This is a genomic window from Nostoc sp. FACHB-190 (assembly GCF_014696905.1).
Taxonomy (GTDB): domain Bacteria; phylum Cyanobacteriota; class Cyanobacteriia; order Cyanobacteriales; family Nostocaceae; genus Nostoc_B.
Map to the genome: position 1 here is coordinate 34,542 of NZ_JACJQW010000025.1, position 19,348 is coordinate 53,889.

Annotated in this window: 11 protein-coding genes, 1 pseudogene and 2 CRISPR repeat arrays; of the genes and pseudogenes, 6 read left to right on the top strand and 6 right to left on the bottom strand. The window is 40.9% G+C overall.

Going from position 1 to position 19,348, the window contains the following annotated elements:
- Positions 1-77 precede the first annotated feature (77 nt).
- The 6 genes and pseudogenes from H6G28_RS23635 (at position 78) to H6G28_RS23655 (ending at position 12,526) form a co-directional block, all read left to right on the top strand.
- The gene (locus H6G28_RS23635; protein ID WP_190674675.1) at positions 78-1,403 is read left to right on the top strand and encodes a TIGR03279 family radical SAM protein; all 1,326 of its coding nucleotides are present in this window, start codon (positions 78-80) and stop codon (positions 1,401-1,403) included.
- A 428-nt stretch (positions 1,404-1,831) separates the two neighbouring features.
- Positions 1,832-4,522, top strand: a complete 2,691-nt coding sequence (locus tag H6G28_RS23640) for a family 10 glycosylhydrolase (protein ID WP_190674679.1) — start codon at positions 1,832-1,834, stop codon at positions 4,520-4,522.
- 598 nt (positions 4,523-5,120) lie between these two features.
- Positions 5,121-6,464 (top strand): annotated as a pseudogene (locus H6G28_RS37955) (PAS domain S-box protein); the annotation flags it as partial.
- A 111-nt stretch (positions 6,465-6,575) separates the two neighbouring features.
- A complete protein-coding gene (locus H6G28_RS23645) occupies positions 6,576-9,977 on the top strand; it encodes a PAS domain S-box protein (protein WP_524538617.1) in 3,402 nt (1,133 codons plus the stop codon).
- On the top strand, positions 9,970-11,184 hold the full coding sequence (locus H6G28_RS23650; RefSeq protein ID WP_190590916.1) for an EAL domain-containing response regulator: 1,215 nt from the start codon (positions 9,970-9,972) through the stop codon (positions 11,182-11,184). The genes H6G28_RS23645 and H6G28_RS23650 overlap by 8 nt, the downstream gene beginning before the upstream one ends.
- Before the next feature lie 199 nt (positions 11,185-11,383).
- Positions 11,384-12,526, top strand: a complete 1,143-nt coding sequence (locus H6G28_RS23655) for a hybrid sensor histidine kinase/response regulator (protein WP_190674685.1) — start codon at positions 11,384-11,386, stop codon at positions 12,524-12,526.
- Positions 12,527-12,778: 252 nt separating this feature from the next.
- Here the strand turns inward: H6G28_RS23655 and H6G28_RS36445 are convergent, their stop codons facing one another.
- The 6 genes from H6G28_RS36445 to H6G28_RS23685 all read right to left on the bottom strand — a co-directional run bounded on the left by H6G28_RS36445 (position 12,779) and on the right by H6G28_RS23685 (position 19,347).
- Positions 12,779-13,717: a DUF6174 domain-containing protein gene (locus tag H6G28_RS36445; protein ID WP_199332923.1), complete on the bottom strand. Its 939-nt coding sequence runs from the start codon at positions 13,715-13,717 to the stop codon at positions 12,779-12,781.
- 83 nt (positions 13,718-13,800) lie between these two features.
- A CRISPR array of direct repeats spans positions 13,801-14,124; the repeat unit is 36 nt; unit sequence GTGATCAACGCCTTACGGCATCAAAGGTTTAATCAG.
- A gap of 107 nt (positions 14,125-14,231) precedes the next feature.
- Positions 14,232-14,773: a CRISPR direct-repeat array (repeat unit 36 nt; unit sequence GTGATCAACGCCTTACGGCATCAAAGGTTTAATCAG).
- Positions 14,774-15,044: 271 nt separating this feature from the next.
- Positions 15,045-15,338, bottom strand: coding sequence for a CRISPR-associated endonuclease Cas2 (gene cas2, locus H6G28_RS23665; RefSeq protein WP_190674688.1), 294 nt, complete (start codon positions 15,336-15,338; stop codon positions 15,045-15,047).
- Positions 15,339-15,347: 9 nt separating this feature from the next.
- The gene (locus H6G28_RS23670) at positions 15,348-17,012 is read right to left on the bottom strand and encodes a type I-MYXAN CRISPR-associated endonuclease Cas4/Cas1 (protein WP_190674690.1); all 1,665 of its coding nucleotides are present in this window, start codon (positions 17,010-17,012) and stop codon (positions 15,348-15,350) included.
- A gap of 62 nt (positions 17,013-17,074) precedes the next feature.
- Entirely contained in the window at positions 17,075-17,653 is a 579-nt protein-coding gene (locus H6G28_RS23675) for a Uma2 family endonuclease (RefSeq protein WP_190674693.1), read from the bottom strand.
- Between the two features lie 30 nt (positions 17,654-17,683).
- Positions 17,684-18,367: a type I-MYXAN CRISPR-associated protein Cas5/Cmx5/DevS gene (gene cas5, locus H6G28_RS23680; RefSeq protein ID WP_190674696.1), complete on the bottom strand. Its 684-nt coding sequence runs from the start codon at positions 18,365-18,367 to the stop codon at positions 17,684-17,686.
- Positions 18,367-19,347 (bottom strand): DevR family CRISPR-associated autoregulator, encoded by a 981-nt coding sequence (locus H6G28_RS23685; RefSeq protein WP_190674700.1) that lies wholly within the window; start codon positions 19,345-19,347, stop codon positions 18,367-18,369. The genes cas5 and H6G28_RS23685 overlap by 1 nt, the downstream gene beginning before the upstream one ends.
- Between the last annotated feature and the right edge of the window lies 1 nt (position 19,348).

Consider the following 19,348-nt stretch of genomic DNA (forward strand, 5'->3'; position numbering starts at 1 on the left):
GATGAAGGATAAATTATGAAGAGTGAAGATTGAAAAAATAATACTTCACACTTCATACTTCTCACTTCATACTTCCCATGACTAACCTTCATCCAGCCAAAATTACCAAGGTGCTACCCGACTCCATCGCCTCTGAGATTGGCTTTGAGGTGGGGGATGCGATCGTTGCTATTAATGGTACACGTCCCCGCGATTTAATTGATTATCAATTTCTCTGTGCAGATGAATTTTTAGAATTAGAAGTTTTAGATAGTACTGGCAAAACCCATCACCTTGAAATTGAAAAAGACTACGACGATGATTTAGGGTTGGAATTTGAAACCGCTTTATTTGATGCTTTAATTCAGTGTAATAATCGCTGTCCGTTTTGCTTTATTGATCAACAACCCCCAGGTAAACGCTCAAGCTTGTATTTAAAAGACGATGATTATCGTTTGAGCTTTTTGTATGGTTCTTACCTGACCTTAACCAATTTACCCGAACGGGAATGGCAGCGAATTGAACAAATGCGCTTGTCGCCCTTATTTGTGTCAGTTCACGCCACCGAACCAGATATTAGAATCCGGTTGCTGAAAAATCAGCGTGCGGGACAAATTATGGAACAATTGCGCTGGTTCCAAAAAAGACGCTTGCAAATTCATGCTCAAGTAGTGGTTTGCCCAGGAATTAATGATGGCGAACATCTGGAACAAACACTCACAGATTTAGCGTCATTTTATACTGGTGATGTACCTGCCGTGGCATCGGTGGCAGTCGTGCCGGTAGGTTTGACGCGGTTTCGTCCGTCAGAAGATGAACTGATACCTGTTACCAGAGAAAAAGCCCAAGAAGTTATTTTACAGGTGAGAGCGATCGCCAAACAATTTCGCCAAAAATGTGGCTCAAATGTTGTCTGGTTAGCCGATGAATGGTTTTTAATTGCCGGGGAAGAACTACCAACAGAAGCGGAATACGAAGACTATCCGCAAATTGATAACGGTGTCGGTTCAATTCAGTTATTTATCAAGCAATTTGCATCTGCCGCAACGCAATTACTCCCAAGCCAAATTTCTCCACCCAGAAAATTTACTTGGGTAGTAGGTAACGCCGTTGAAAAAGCATTTCAACCGATATTGCAACGCCTAAATTCTGTTGATGGTTTAGAAGTAAATATGATGGCTTTAGCCAGTGATTATTGGGGGCAAGCTATTAGTGTGACTGGCTTACTTACAGGTCATGATTTACTTTTAAATTTGCAAAATAAAGATTTAGGTGATGGAATTTTGCTGCCAAATGTCATGCTTAAACATGGCGAATTAGTATTTTTAGATGATGTCAAAGTTGCAGATTTAGAGACAAAATTAAATACAAAAATATTCCCAGTCGCGGGAGTGGAAGAATTGATTAATACTTGTATAGGATGAGTGTTTGAGTAAAAGAGACAAGGGGGACAAGGGGGACAAGGGGGACAAGGGGGACAAGGTAGAGAGTTGTTTCTGAATCATTCCATGACTTACGCAAAAGTCTGAAAAAACTAACCGCAAAGGACACATAGACGCGATAGCGGCTTCCCGCAGGGTAGGAAACGAAGTGTAAGAATTTGAGAGATTTATTGCATAAGTCTTATCATTCATTGAAGTCATGAATCATGTGTATTTTTTTTCTTCTCTCTCTTCTCTCTTCTTCTTTGTGTCCTTTGCGCCCTTTGCGGTTCGTTAAAACCTAAATTTTGAATCCTAACTTTTATTTGACAAATATAAAAACATCAGTTGTTTTTCGGAGGCATTTTATTGTTATGCTGAATGATAAATAATAAGTACTGTTAAATACTAAATTAAAGTGAGGATTAAAAGTGAAGAATCAGGAAACTGCAATCAAAGTCACCAAAAGAGCCAGATTCTTCATTTTTAGTTTTAACTTTTTAATGATTAATTGTTTAACTAGTTTTAATATTTTATCAGTCAGGGCGGCAGATGCAGAACCTGTATTCAGTGTAGTCCAGAGTGCAGAAAACCAACAGCAATGGACAGGAATTACTAAACGCTTACAAGCACTTGGGGTGAGGTATTGCGTAATTCCCTTAACACAAGTGAGAAGCGGTGCTGATTGGGGCGATCGCAGAGTATTATTTCTACCCAACGTCGAAACGATAAACCCAGCCCAAGCGATCGCGTTAGAATCCTGGGTGAGTAAAGGCGGTAAAGTCATTGCCAGTGGCCCTGTCGGCAGTTTATCAGCACCAGGAGTCCGACAGTTATTGCGATCGCTCTTGGGGAGTTATTGGGGCTTTGGTTTAGATGAAACACAACAAATCAAACCAGCCACCACTAAACCACAAAAATGGGCTAACCAAAAAGAACTATTTGGGCAAGTGCGTGGCGGTGTGATTATTCCTGAAGGTGGGGCTAGTCAAGCCACCGCCGTTTGGAATGCCCAAGATAATCCCGCCGCCGTTGTCAGTACAGAATGGTCTACCTTATTCGGCTGGCGTTGGGGAACAGATGCAGCTTCCAGTTTTGAATTAGATAATGCTTGGTTAAAAGCTGCCATTGATCATCATCTCACTGCCTCATCTTCAGGACAGCAAAAAATTCCTGGGGCTGACTCTCGCTGTGCAACCACCATCGAGACTGCTACCGCGAATATTCCGCCTGTAGTTCCCCAAGTACCATTCATTCCCCGCGCCCCGCGGCCATCATCCCAAGCCGAAGCCATTGACCAACTAGAACAAACAGTACATTGGAATGTCGAACCAAATTCTAATGCACCTATTGATGAAAAAGAAGCGATCGCTCTCCAGCAAGAATTAGAAAATTTAATTAGTCGGGTAGAAAGCGCCCATTTAGCCGCCGCAGTTCACACAGCAAATCTGGACGAAGCCATCACCAGCAACCCCCAGTCCCTGAAAGAAGATGAAACCCGTGTCGCCTCCACCAGACCAGGGTTATCTAGCCAGAGTAAAGAACAAGCCATTGCCCAAGCGCGACTAGTCGCCAAAAACATTCCCCAACTCCTCGCCAATAAAAACTATGCCCTAGTCCGGCAACAATGGTTAGCCACCAGAACCAATTTGTGGAAACATTTTCCCCTGAACCGAAGATTAGCCCCCGCCGAAATCCGCGCCGTCTGGTTAGATAGGGGGACAATTGTCCGGGCTGGTAGTGAAAAAAAATTAGCCGAAATTTTTGACCGCTTGGCACAGTCAGGGATTAACACGGTTTTTTTTGAAACCCTCAACGCCAGTTATCCCATTTACCCCAGTAAAGTTGCACCCCAGCAAAACCCCCTGATTCGAGGCTGGAACCCCTTAGCCGTGGCGGTGAAATTAGCCCATGAACGTGATATGGAATTACATGCTTGGGTGTGGGCTTTTGCCGCCGGGAACCAACGCCACAACCAAGTAATTAATGTTCATCCCGATTATCCAGGGCCAGTCCTAGCCGCCCATCCCGATTGGGCAAACTACGACAACAAAGGTAACACCATTCCCCCTGGTCAAACCAAACCATTTTTTGATCCAGCTAACCCAGAATTGCGCCAATATCTTCTGAAGTTGTTTGAGGAAATTGTCAGCGAATATCAAGTAGATGGTTTGCAGCTAGATTACATTCGCTATCCCTTCCAAGATCCCTTGGCTGGCAGAATTTACGGCTATGGCAAAGCCGCCAGAGCGCAATTTCAACAGTTAACTGGTGTCGATCCCTTGACAATTTCCCCTAGCCAAACCGAGTTATGGCAAAAGTGGACAGAATTTCGCACCCAACAAATCGATAGCTTTGTGGCCGAAGTCTCAGCAATGGTGCGGCAAAAGCGGGAAGATTTAATTTTGTCGGTGGCGGTGTTTCCCCTACCAGAACGAGAACGGATTCAGAAACTCCAACAACATTGGGAAGTGTGGGCGAGGCGAGGCGATATAGATGTAATTGTCCCGATGACTTATGCTCAAGATACTGCCCGTTTCCAACGTCTTGCCCAACCTTGGATAGCTTCTAGTCAGTTGGGTTCAACTTTATTAGTACCAGGAATTCGTTTACTATCGTTACCAAATTTAGCCGCCTTTGACCAATTACAACTGATTCGAGATTTACCTGCTAGTGGTTATGCCTTGTTTGCGGCTGAGAATTTTAATAATGATTTGCTGAAAATCTTTAATAGTACTCAAGGTAAACTGCCATCGGTGGCTGATGAACCAATTCCCTTACGCCAACCTTTTGAAACAGCCGTGGTGCGTTATGGATTGTTAAAACGTGAATGGCAGTTAGTCATCCAAAACGAGCAAATCCCCTTCCCAGCCATTAACATTGCTGATTTTAACAATCAAATCGAAGTAGTCGAAAAAGCGTTAACGCAATTGGCGGCTGCACCTTCTCCCGCTAAACTACTTACAGCTAAAGCTTCTTTAACTCGCTTCCAGACGCAATTTCGCATTTGGATGCGAGAAGCCGGGACTAATAACCCTTATCAAGTCAAAGTGTGGGAAAATCGCCTAGCCACCATTGAAAGATTGTTGCGTTATGGCGAGAGGCGATCGCAATTACGTTGAGTAAGGAGTTATGAGGAGTTATGAGGCTGTTAGTCAATTAACGATGGGTTAAACACATCACCTTTAAAACCTTGAGTTCACCAGTCTCATACTCCCCATTCCCCACTCCCCACTCCCCACTCCCCACTCCCCACTCCCCACCCCACTCCCTACTTCCCTCCCACACAAGTCAATTCGGAAACCAAATCGAATTGCTATATTAACCATTCTTAATATTTTGATTTCTTCATCCAAAATTTACATTATACTTACAGTATTTTTCATTAGGATAATATTATTAATTTACCTGCCCAATCCCAGAACATACGGGAATATATAAGTTGAGATAACTATTCATTGATGATAGCTATCGTGATTATCTATGTATACTCAAGAACAAAATCTCTGGCTCCACAGCTTAGAGGCTGTAATTGACTTTTCGCCACTAACGGTTCAGCCGGAAGCAACAGTATCAGAGGTAATCTCGCTGATGGCAAAGTGTGGTGTGGATGTGCTAGTAGCTTCAGTTTCCCAAGTAATAGGACGGTTGACAGCACAAGATGTGGTGAAAATTGTAGCTGCAAATATTGACTGTCAAAATACTAAAATTACGGAGGTGATGCAATCTCCTGTAATTACACTGAAAATATCTGAATTTCAGGATATCACTGCCGTATTATCACTGTTACATCAGCATCAGTTAAATATTTTGCCAATTATTGATGAAGCAGGTCAACTAATCGGCACGGTTACACCCAAAAGTATTTGTCAAGTACTAGAACAATCAACTCAAAGCAGCGCCGAAACCGAAAGACTGCGTTTACTAGAGTCAGCCGTAGTCAATGCCAACGATTCAATTTTAATTACAGCCGCTCACCTCAATAACGGCCAGATAGAACCAAGGATAGTTTATGCCAATAGAGCATTTACGCAGATGACTGGCTACACCCTAGAAGAAGTCATGGGAAAAACACCGCGATTTTCACATGGTGAACAAACTAGCCCTACAGAAATGAATCGACTGTTTGCGGCTGTACAAGCAGGGTTGCCCATTAGAACCGAGTTACTTAGCTATCGCAAGGATGGCTCAACTTATTGGGTGGATATGAACTTAGTGCCGATTAAAGATGATCAAGCACAAGTCACGCACTTTTTGGCTATTCACCGCAACATTACCGAGCGTAAATTGGCAGAAGCAGCATTACAGAAAAGTGAAGAATTATTTCGCCAATTAACCGAAAATCTACCCCAAGCTTTTTATGTCTGGGATGCAACTCAACAAAAATTAGAGTATGTTAGCCCAGCTTATGAAAAAATTTGGGGGAGAAGTTGCGATCGCCTCATGGCAGATCCTCAATCATATTTTGCCGCCATTGAGCCATCAGACCGCGATCGCGTCATGGCAGCGTTTCAAAAGTTATTCACTGGCGAATGTTTTGATGAAAGATACCAGATTGTCCGCCCTGATGGTGAGCAACGCTGGATTTCTAGCAAAATCTTTCCTCTCAAAAATGATTATGGACAAATCTATCGCTTCGTCGCTATAGATGTAGATGTGACTGAACGCATCCAAGCAGAAGCCGCCATGCACGAAAGCGAAAGAAGATTCCGGGCAATTTTCAATGGCACATTTCAGTTTTCTGGCTTACTCACTCCAGAAGGCAAATTACTCGAAGCCAACCAGACATTACTTGATTTTGGAGAACTACAAGCGCCAGATGTATTCGGCCAATTGTTTTGGGAAACTCCCTGGTGGCAGAGTTCACCTACTATTCCACAGCAATTAAAACAAGCAATTGCGATCGCGTCCAGGGGAGAATTTATCCGTTACGAAGTCGATATTTTAGGTGCTAACCAAACAGTCCGCACCATAGATTTTTCCCTCAAACCCCTCAAAGATGAAACAGGCCAAATCATCCTCCTGATTAGTGAAGGACGAGACATCACCGAACTCAAACAAACACAAGCCGCACTCAAACAAGCCAACCAAGAATTAGAACAGCGAGTTAGAGAGCGCACCACCGCCCTACAGCAAACCAATCAGCAATTATTAACGGAAATTGCCGAACGTCAAATGATTGAAGCCCAATTACGGCAGTCTCAAAGTATGTTGCAATTAGTCATGGATGCCATTCCTCAAGGCATTATGTGGAAGGATTGCAATTCTGTGGTTTTGGGTTGTAATCGTAACTTTGCCACAATTGTGGGTGTGGAAAAACCAGAAGATATTATTGGCAAAACCGTCGATGAATTTCTGGCAAATAAATCAGAAGCAGACTTTCACCATGAATGCGATGCCAGAGTAATGGCAACTCATCAACCAGAACATCATCTGATTTCATACCTGCGACTAGTGAATGGCAAACACACTTGGATAGAAATTAGTAAAATCCCTATCCATGACGTTGCAGGTAATGTTATTGGCCTGTTGGGGACAGTAGAAGACGTTACAGAACGCCAACAAGCACAGGCTGATTTACAAATCAGTGAAGAACGCTTTCGTTTATTAGCCGAATCCATACCCCAGCATGTGTGGATGGCGAATGCCAATGGTAGCATCGAATACGTTAACCAAAAAGCTCTCGACTATCATAGCTGCACTCCAGAGCAGGTTTGTGGTTCAGGATGGCAGCAATGGGTACATCCCGATGATATACCCCAGTGTGTAGCAAATTGGCAAGCATCTTTAGCTACAGGTCAACTATTGGAAGGTGCGTTTCGCTTGCTCAGAGGCACAGATCAAACATATCGCTGGCATCTCGTACGAGCAATCCCTTGGCGAAATCAAGCAGGTGAAATTTACACTTGGTTCGGCACAAATACTGACATTGATGACCGCGTTACAGCCGAATTAGCTCTAAAAAACAGTGAACAACGCTTTCGTAACTTAGTTGAATCTAGCTACGATGTCATCTGGGAAGTGGATCTCAACTGTGTTTATACTTACGTCAGTCCCAAAATTCAAGACATTTTGGGTTACGAACCAGAAGCAGTTTTAGGAAAAACACCCCTAGATTTCATGCCAGCAGAATTGCATGAAACCCTAGCCCCCGGTTTTCAGGCAATTTTCGCCTCACCACAACCATTTAAATGTTTAGAAAACATCCAAGTTCATCAAGACGGACATTTAGTTTGGTTAGAAACCAGTGGCGTGCCGGTCTTTGATACAGATGGCAAATTCATTGGCTATCGTGGCACAAATCGAGATATTACTGAACGTAAACAAGCTGAGACAGTCTTACAAGCAACTCAACAACAACTCCAGGCAATTTTAGATCACTCGGCGGCGGCGATTTATATCTTCGATACCAACCATCGGTTTATGTTGGTTAACCGTTATATACAACAACTACTCAACATCACCCAAGAGCAAATTATCGGGAAAAGTGTTTATGATTTGTGGCCATTAGAAATTGCCGATGGGTTTGCAAAGAATAATCTTCAGGTAATGACTCATGGTTTGCCCATCAAAGTAGAAGAATTTGTCCCCCTAGAGGATGGAGTACGCACCTACTTTTCGGTGAAGTTCCCCTTAAAAGATGCCGATGGGGTGTGTTACGCGGTTTGTGGTTTATCTACAGATATTACAGAACGCAAATTAGCGGAGGAATCTTTAACGTGCTTTCAAAAAGCCATTGAAAGTACTAGTGATGCTGTGTGTATGTCGGATATCACAGGTAACATCACTTATGTTAATTCGGGATTTACGGAAATATACGGTTACACCATAGAAGAATATCAAGCGGCGGGCGGTTCAAAGAGTATTTTCAAGTATCCGCAAGAGTTAAATCAAGTATTAACTGCGATCGCCAATGGTGAGTCATGGCGGGGTGAAGTGACCATGCAAACTCGTCGTGGGCTGCTATTACACATTTATTTACGGGCTAACGCCATTAAAGATAGTACTGGTAAAATTACCGGATTGGTTGCTATCCATACGGATATGACACCGCGCAAACAAGCCGAAGAAGGATTAAAACTCCGTGATCGAGCGATCGCGGCCAGCAGTAATGGAATTATCATTGCCGATGCCAGTATTCCCAACGGCCCAATTATTTACGTTAATCCAGCCTATGAACAGATGACAGGCTACAGCGCCGATGAAGTCATCGGTACAAGCTTTGGCTTATTCCAACGCGCAGATATGGAACAATCTGTTTTACAAGAACTCCATACTGCCATGCAAGTTGGTCGACCCTACACTGTAGTTGAGCGTAACTGTCGTAAAAATGGCAGTCTGTGGTGGAATGAACTCAATATATCTCCTGTCTACGACACGGATGGCATACTCACCCATTACATCGGCATTCAAACAGATATTACTGAACGCAAACAAACAGAAACAGCTTTATTAGTCAGTCAACAGCGACTGCAATACTTACTTTCATCCAGTCCGGCGGTAATTTACACCAGCAAAGCCGCCGCGAATTTTGGCCCTACCTTTGTCAGCAACAATATTAGCTCCATCACTGGTTATCAACCACAGGACTTCACAGAAGACCCCAACTTTTGGTCAAACCATATCCACCCCGAAGATGTGAAGCATGTGTTTGCCGAATTCAATAAAATCTTACAGCAAGAACATTACAGCTTAGAATATCGTTTTCTCCACAAAAATGGTACTTACCGTTGGGTATCTGACCAAGGTAAACTAGTCCGGGATGATGCAGGTAATCCAGTGGAAATGGTTGGTTATTTAGCAGACATCACACAACGCAAGCAACTAGAACAGGAACTCAGAGTTGCCCTAGAAAAAGAAAAAGAACTGAATGAACTGAAATCTCGGTTTGTTTCGATGACTTCTCACGAATTTCGCACACCGTTGAGTACGATTTTGTCATCTGCGGAATTACTCGAACATTATCGCCATAAATGGACAGAAGAAAAACAAATTACTCACCTGCATCGCATTCAAGCCGCAGTCAACCGCATCAATGAAATGTTGAATGATGTTTTAGTAATTGGGAAAGCAGAAGCAGGAAAACTAGAATATACACCCACAACCTTTGACTTAGTAGCTTACTGTCATCACATCATTGAAGAAGCACAACTCAATCAAAACAATCGCTGCTTGATTGCGTTTACGAGTCAATATCCTGCTATATCATGCTGTATGGATGAAAAATTACTCGGACATATTCTGAATAATTTACTCTCGAATGCCATTAAATATTCTCCAGAGAGGAGTACTGTTAAATTAAACATAACTTGTACAAATGCACAAGTAATCTTAGAAATTCAAGACCAAGGAATTGGGATTCCTCCCGAAGACCTACCACATTTGTTTGAGTCTTTTCATCGTGCTAAAAATGTAGGCAATATTCTCGGAACTGGGTTAGGACTGGCAATTGTCAAGAAGTGTGTGGATATACATCAAGGTCAAATTGCTGTGACTAGTTCTTTGGGAGTAGGTACTACCTTTACTGTCTCTCTGCCATTAAATCACACAATGCAAATTGAGGAAAAAGATGATTAAAATCTTGGTGATTGAAGATGAAGAATCTGTCCGGGAAAACCTGTTGGATTTACTAGAAGCAGAGGATTTTCACACAATTGCTGCTGCTAATGGCAAAACAGGTGTAGATTTGGCATTTTCTGAGGCTCCAGACTTAATTTTATGTGACATGATGATGCCAGAAGTTGATGGCTATGGAGTATTAACAGCACTACGAAAAGACCCATTAACAGCAACCATTCCCTTTATTTTTTTAACAGCTAAATCTGCCAAGTCTGATTTTCGCCAAGGTATGGATATGGGTGCGGATGATTATCTCACTAAGCCATTTACGCGGGCAGAATTACTAAGTGCAATTATGAACCGCTTAGAAAGACAAGCTACTTTAAAAAAATATCTCTCTCATCCAACAAATTTCACTAAAACTGTTTCACCCAAAATTCAGTTGTTGGAAATGAATTTACAACAGGTGGTACAGAAACAAAAATTTCACGAATTTGAGGTGTATTATCAACCAATTGTGGATATCGCTTCTGGACAAATTGTTGCGGCTGAAAGTTTATTACGTTGGCAAAGTCCAGAATTAGGTTTAGTTACTCCCACAGAATTTATCCCAATTGCCGAATCTACAGGGTTAATTGTCCCGATTGATCAGTGGGTATTACAAAATGTTTGTAAACAAATTAAGATTTGGCATGATGTCGGCATTGCTTATTTGAAAATGACCGTTAACTTGTCGGTGATAGAATTTCATCAGCCAGACTTAATCCAAAAAATTACTTATTTTTTACACAATAATCATCTGGAACCCCAATATTTAGAAATTGAACTAACTGAAAGTATGATTATGCAAGACATCAATAGTGCGATCGCTACTATGAATAAATTAAAATCTTTAGGTTTAAAAATTGCTATTGATGATTTTGGTACAGGCTATTCTTCACTTATATATCTCAAAAACTTACCGATTAATACCTTAAAAATTGACCGTTATTTTATTCATAATGTAGCTGTTGATTATCAAAAATCAGCCATTACTAAAGCTTTAATTGAAATGGCACATAACCTAAATATGCAAGTAGTGGCTGAAGGTGTAGAAACAGAAGACGAATTGCATTTTTTGCGTGAGGCGCACTGTGATTATATGCAGGGTTTTTTATTTAGCCGTCCATTACCAGCACCAGAATTTGAGAATTTTTTATGGAGTAATCGACATTTATATATCTAAGTTTATATAAAATTTATAATCCCTGTTTTGATTACATGAAATTTTCGTATTTCTTAAAGATAATTAAATATATAATTCAATTGGTTATTTCAAGGCAAGATGGGTGCATATAGTGAAAAATTTATGTCATATCTTATTTATAAAAGCTATCTAAAACCTATTTTAAAAATTTTATACTTATTCACATTTAATTAAATATATGAATAAAATATTAGTGATCGAAGATGACATAAATGTGCGTCAAAATTTAGTAGATTTACTTTATGCAGAAAATTTCAACGTCATCACTGCCGAAAATGGTTACTTTGGTTTACAGTTAGCACAAACCGAAGTTCCTGATTTGGTGATTTGTGATGTAATGATGCCAGAAATCGATGGTTATGAAGTCCTGAAAGAATTACGCCAAAACCCAAAAACAGCAATTATTCCCTTCATTTTTTTAACGGCTAAATCAGAGAAACCAGACTTTCGCAAAGGTATGGATTTAGGTGCTGATGATTACATTGTTAAACCATTTTCTCGAACAGAATTATTAACAGCTATTACTTGTCGGCTAGAAAAACAAACAGCAATTTATCAACAAACTCAAGATAAGCTTGATAAATTACGTACTAGCATTACTTTGTCACTGCCTCATGAATTACGCACCCCACTGAATGGGATTTTGGGTTTCTCGCAAATTCTGATGGAAGAAAGTGAACTGCTAGATGCACCATCAATCAAAGAAATGGCAGAATTTATTCATCAATCAAGTCAACGTTTATTTCATTTAATTCAAAAATTTTTACTCTACGCAGAATTAGAAATTATTGCCACAGACCCGCAGCGAGTCAGGGAAATTCAAAAGCAGTCAACAGAGTTTCCTACACCAGTTTTGACGAATTTGATAGGTGAAAAAGTTAAAAATGCTGGCAGAGAAGATGATATGCAAATTGACTTATCGCCTTGTATTGTCAAGATTTCGGTGAGCAAGATTACCAGAATTATTGAAGAGTTACTGGATAATGCTTTAAAATTTTCTGTCAGTGGTACGCCGATTAAAATTACAGCAAAAACTATTAATAATAGCTTTAGTGTATCTTTTAGCGATCGCGGCCGGGGAATGAGCCGAGAGCAAATTGCGGAATTAGGTGCTTATCGGCAATTTGAGCGCAAACTTCATGAACAACAAGGTTCTGGGTTAGGCTTAATCATTGCCAAAAAATTAGCAGAACTGCACGGTGGTACCCTGAAAATTGACAGTAAGCCCTACGAATATACTATTGTGACTGTCACCCTTCCCTGCAATAGTGAGGAAGCGGAAGCATCTATCATGACTCAGCACTCAGCACTCAGTACTTAAAACTTATCAGACTACTCAGGCTTTTTGTTAGGCATTGTCTACATAGCACTACGGTTCAGTTAAGATGATAAGAGTTGATTTCTCAATTAGTGGGGTGTAAAACCAAGGTTAGTAGCAGAAGATAGTTGGTACTCAGGGGTAGAGAATCTGAAATTTAGTTTTTTGTCAATGCGTCAGTCCTAGGTATGACTTGCAAAATAAAAGGAGTATACGATTGTACACCCCCAAGGATAATTTACTCTGTGCAAGAACTTACTTCAAAGGTTCAAGATTGCTAATAGTCAGATATATTTCTTCATCGGCAATTTGTTGGTTGTAATCAATATTAATTTGCGTCGGGTAGCCAAATTGCGGATCATATTTGACGTTGAGACTAGATGCTTTTTTGGCGATCGCATCATCAATTATGCCAAACAGTTTGGGAATTGAATTATACTGTTGAAACAATTCTGTATCAACTGGCTCGTTATTATTCACAGGTGTAATAGAAGCAACTTGATTATTACGCACTGTAATCACTACTGGTTGTGTCGCTTTGGGTAAACAGAAACAACTCCGGCTAAACGTAAAACGATAGTTATTTAGCTTTTGCTGATTCCACAATTGACGATTAACTTTGAGTTGGGTGGAATTAGCATCATTGGGATTTGGTGTTTGTTCATTTTTAGAACCAACCCAACGCTGAGAATTTACAACAGCATCGATTTTATTTTCTAAAGCTGTTAGTGCTTGCGGTGCGTTTGGTGAACCGAGATAATGATTAACAGTTTTCTGACGTTTACCGATAGTTAAAGAAGTAATTGCAGAAGGCGCATCTGTCCTTCCACCTTGGTAGCTATTTGCTAATGAAAAATAGTTTACCTTATTAAATTCTGCAACTAATCTTCTTACTGCTTGGGGACTAATTCTGGCAGTTCTTTTACCTACAACTTTTACAAAACGCTCCCCTTCGTAGACAACTCTCCCATCAGGAAAGATGGTAATTTTATAAATGGGACAAGTACCATAGCAGGCTGTTCTTTGCAGAGTAATCAGCCCTGAGTTTGTCTTTTGATTATTTTGATTTAATATTTGTTGCTGAGAGTTCTGGGCAGTGATTTGTGGTAAATTAACTGTAGATTTTGCAAATACTTGGGTATTTAAAATTATAGATACAAGTAATCCTGTACCGATTACGATAGGCGATCGCATATATATTCCTGATAAACTAATCAATTAGTTTTATAGACAAGACTAATTACAAAAAGTTTCGTTGACAGTTGATAGTTATTGTCGTGATCAACGCCTTACAGCATCAAAGGTTTAATCAGACATCAACGAAAACATTGATTTCACCATTAAAGCTTTGTGATCAACGCCTTACGGCATCAAAGGTTTAATCAGCTATATTAAATATAGAGAAACAAGTAGCGATTGAAAGTGATCAACGCCTTACGGCATCAAAGGTTTAATCAGTACTGTCCTTTCGCTTCTGAGTTTACTGGTAAATAGTGATCAACGCCTTACGGCATCAAAGGTTTAATCAGATAGCATCTGTCAAAACAGCGATCGCGCCAATTTCGTGATCAACGCCTTACGGCATCAAAGGTTTAATCAGTACCAGAAAACATTCTCTAATATGACTAAGCAAATCAACGTTACCTACCAAGTGCATCAAAGGTTTAATCAGTACCAGAAAACATTCTCTGATAATTATGCTATTGTTGTGATCAACGCCTTACGGCATCAAAGGTTTAATCAGAGATTTTAATTGAAAAGCGATCGCACCTTGTACGCGTGATCAACGCCTTACGGCATCAAAGGTTTAATCAGGAAGTTCGACCGGGAAGAACGCCGACAAATAAATGAGTGATCAACGCCTTACGGCATCAAAGGTTTAATCAGTAGAGGAGGGAATACGGACTACCTTAGTTTTTTCTCGTGATCAACGCCTTACGGCATCAAAGGTTTAATCAGAAGCTATTTAATCAACGCAGATTTGAGAACTTAGAATAGTGATCAACGCCTTACGGCATCAAAGGTTTAATCAGACGGCTTCTAAAGTACTCATGGCGCATACAGATTTAGTGATCAACGCCTTACGGCATCAAAGGTTTAATCAGAATTCGGTTTCCTTATATGCCTTGGCTATTTTGTTTGCGTGATCAACGCCTTACGGCATCAAAGGTTTAATCAGACAATCCAGACAGCATAGTTTATGGTTTTTGTTCTGTGATCAACGCCTTACGGCATCAAAGGTTTAATCAGAGCGATCGCTCAAACCCATGTCATCAGACCACTCAGTTGCTATTTTGCAAGCATCTAAGTAAAAAAGCAACAAAAGAAGTCAATTGCTTACCAAAAGTTAAACTTTCAAGTTTCCGTCTCAACTTAGAACGCTTACCAGAACTAGGTTTTGACCTCACGCAAAAAAATGCAAGCACCTCCTGTTCACCTAAAAAAGCTCAAAAGCAAGCCCAGTCAGGTTTTTATCCTGCTTGAGTTGTATTTCATGTTCCACAAACTCAGATCCATGTTTTTAGACGATCCGGTAAGGTTCTTCTTGACTTGTCCAAGCGCCGGGACGATTGTAAGCCGGAATAGAATTAACGCACTGATTGGACAGCCGAATTAATAATAGACTGTCTTCTGGGGCGAGAATTTTTTCCAGTTCCCAACGTAATTTTTCGCGCGATCGCATGGTCAACCAAGAACGGAAAATAGAATATTGCATCCTTTCGCCATATCCTTGAAGTAAGTTGTAAGCTTTCCGCCAACGTTTAGGATCGCGAATGTCGTAGCAAATCAGGTAGCAGTTTTGTGATTCACCCATTGCTGCACCTCATCGCAAAATTAATTGACCAAACAAACCACCCTCACCAGACCATTCTTTTTCTAACAGTCGCACCTCTAACTCAAATAAACGGCGATAGGTAAGGGAGTAACCAGTAACAGGATGTTTCCAGCTTTCTTGTTTGCGAGATTCGTATAACTCAACAAATTTACGCCGCCCAAGTTCACTTAACCAAACCTGCTTTCCGCGAATCTCAAAATCTGCTTTGGCATCCCATTGACCCCGGTTAACCGCAGCCATCACAATCATATCTACCAAAGGCACGCGAAATATTTCTAGTAAATCTAACGCTAGGGGTGCAGCTTGCGAGCGCGGCTGATGGTAAAATCCCAAAGCAGGTTCTAACCCAACAGTTAAAATCGCGTTCATCACATCTTTGAGTAGCAAGGCATAACCAAAACTCAGCATGGCGTTGAATCGGTCTAGTGGTGGACGACGATTTCTGCCAGCAAAATGTAATTCTTTTGGTACTTCTGGCGAAATCAAATCGGGTAAAGCACCAAAATATAAAGCAGCCAGATTTCCCTCATATCCTAAAAGCGATTCTAGAGACTTTGCTTGCGGAACTTGTTTGAGAACCGCTTTCATTTGTGCGATCGCTTTTTCTAATTTATCTGTCTTGGTTTTTCCTCTTGCACCTCGCATTAAGAATTTGCGTTGTCCTTGACCGCGACAAATGACCAGTTTACGGGCTAACTCTAAACAAGCATCAGGATTACTCAGTGCCGCATACTGACGAATACGGCGTTGAATACTACCTTGTCGGGTGTCAAAACTGCCAAGATAGCGACCACCCCCGGAAATAAAATGCACTCCGATGTCCTGAGCAGCGCAAAAGTGTAGTGCTTGGGTAGAAATTTGCGAAAAGCTGTGCAGCACAAGTTGTCCTATTTGACGCGCCGGAACTGTTTCAACAGGTTGATTGCGACGGCTAATTTTGATTTGTTCTCCAGTTCTGCCTACAGCTGTCCCAGGTTCTAAAATGTGAATTACTTGGCGTTCGTCATCTTCAGGAAATAAGCGAATTGGTTGCCACTCTCGATTATGGGCAAGTCTCGCTTCTTCTGGCAAACAAACCGGAGCCAAAGAACAACGGGCGCACAATCGTTCATTATCAATTACAGGTGGTCGGTAAGTTGATTGTCTGAGAATCCTGGCTTGTTGGATTGCTTCTTTGACTTTTAAACGTCCTGCTTCATCTAGTGGCACATGAACAACTACATTATCGGCGTGATAGCGGATGCGGCCTTCCTGAACAGTGATTCCATGCGCGGATTCTAATAGGTAAGCATAAGCGAGAATTTGTAGGCGATCGCTTTCCCAAGCCTGGGGCTGATTATTTTCATCCCGGTGAGCGCGACCGCGTTTATGTTCGTAAGGTATCGTTTGTCCATCACGAGTGCGAAGCGCATCAAGCCGACCACGCAAACCTAATTCTTCGCTTTCGAGAAATAGTTCTTCCCATTCTTCATCTTCCTGTTTTTCTAGTTCGGCGTGTAATCTGCGTCCAGCAAATACGGCTGCATCTTGGGTGTAAAGTTCTTCAACTTCTTCAAGGTAGAACAGCCGAGGGCAGTAAGCAAGGGCGTGCAGGGCAGAAACGCGGATAGTTTCGGGTTTGGCGGAGATTTCAAAATGTTCGAGAATTTGCATATATGTCTGTAAGGTTTTTTTGGATTAGTTAAACGCCTTACGACATCAGAGGAAATATAATTTTAGGGATTTAACCCGGCTCGTTGAAAGATTGCGTTAGGGGTAATTTCCAATTCTGGTAGTAAATCATCAGTAATTATTTGATGAGAACGATAAGTAATCGGCAAAGAAGATGGCGCAAATACAGTTATGGTTCTAGCTTTTGGATCAATTACCCAAACACGAGAAACACCAGCGTTGAGATAATCAGTTGCTTTTTCGGCAATTTCCCCAAAGGTTTGACCAGGAGAGATAATTTCAATTACTAATTCCGGTGCGACAGGACAAGCTTCATCTAATAGCCAATCAGCAGAAAGACGCTGATAGGAAACATAAGTCAAATCTGGTACAAGCATCCAATCTTGATTTTGCAGTTTTAATTTAACAGCCCATTCAACTTGTACATGACCTTGACTGTGCAAACATTGGTCTAGAAGAATTAGTAAACTTTTTTGAACCTTAGAATGAAAGAATTTTGGTGACATTTCATCGTTTTTATATTTGGGTACAGCTTCACCATTCACAAACTCGTATGTAATATCACCTTCTGGAAGTGCCAGAAATTCCTCTAAGGTTAGGCGTTGATGAGAAGACTGAAGCATAGGTGTTATATGGGTTAAATATGCTTACTTTTAGTTTAGGCGATCGCCCATATTCAGCTTAGAGAGTTTGTAAGAATGAGGATCGATGATTGGGGTAAATTTTTCTGGCGGAGGTTGATGATTTATGATTGATGGATTCACATCAAAACTATACCTTTGCCAGCGTGTATTAATAGAACCAATATGGTCAACCCAAATTGGTAATTCAATTTTTCCATTACCAGCAGGAGTTAACCAGTGCCATTTTTCCTGACTCTCAGAAATGAGTGAGACATCATTAACAGCATCGTCACTTAAACCTAAACTAAGAATCCCAGTTCTGGTAACTCTTTCTGGAAATTGTAAGCTTTCCTGAATCCGGCACTCTAAAGTGATTTCTTGACTGCTTTCTGCGGAACTATCTACCCAGCAGAGGAACTTGATCTCGCACAAAGTATCAACAAAATCTGGTGCATTTCCTAACTTTGATTGTTTGCTAGCCACACCATATTTAAATCGGCTAAATTTGCGAAGTGTAGTAGCAATTTTTGGTTGTTTTGCATAGGCGAAGGCAAGTTTTACACCAGAATGTTTAGCACGGAAATACTCGCCCACCAGCGACAACAACATTCCGTAAACAGTCGCAGGAGGAGGAAATGGATAAGTTTCTGCTAAAGAACGGGCATAGGATTGGCGAAAACTAGCATAGGGTACTTCAATATGCAATGTTATCACTATTTTTCTCCTACAACTTTGTAATCTCCACCTATTGCAGCTATTTGTTGACGAACTTGTTGCGCCGCAGCATAGACACCAGGAAAAATTTTTACTTGCAATTCTTGGAGTTTTTGTCCTTCCTCAGTATGATAAACGTCGCCACCAACAATCAATTCACTCGCAGAGATATCTCCTGCTTCCACTCGTCGAATTAGTTTTTGCAGGGTGTAAGTTTGATTAGCAATATCATGCTCAAAACAATTTTGAATTCTAGAAGAATGGGCATTAGTGAAGCGAAAAATTATGGAAGCAGGTGAAAAATCATAAGCAAAACGGCTATGATTACCAGCAACTGGTGGTGGGTCAATAATGGCATCAATAAAGTTGCCAATATGCTGTTTTTTAACCACATCATTTAAATTTAACCCAAAGGAATATTGATATTCTGTTGTGTGCATTTCTGCACTGTACAAAGATAATTGACCTTTTTTCTTTTCTCCACTTACACAGTTAAAAGATAGTTCACCTCGATAAGGACGCAAACTAATGGCTCTTCCTACTGCTAGAGGACTTTGGCGCTTGGTTGTTTTTCCTTTCGGTTTTTCTTTTTTACCTTTTGTAGGTTTATCTGTTGCAGTTAATTCATCTTCTTCAATTTCCTCTTCTTTTTCCTTTGCAGCAGCTTCAGCATCCATAAACCCCATCAAATCATCATCAATGAATACATCTTTAGTAGGGTCCCAATTTTGGCGTTTTTCATCTGCATATTCTAGTTTCCCAGAGTCAGGATGATAGGTGCGGTTGACTGATTTTGGATTCTCTAGCTGAAAGCGATAGCGCATAGAGAAGCGAATTGTTTCCCCGGAAACGCTAGTATGTAAATCATCTTGATGAAATACTTTTTGTAATGTTGTAGTGTTACCTAAATTATCACCTCGATTATTTGCTGCAACTGCTTCGTTGGTTAAAATTGTGCCATAAAGATAGTAAGTTGCCATT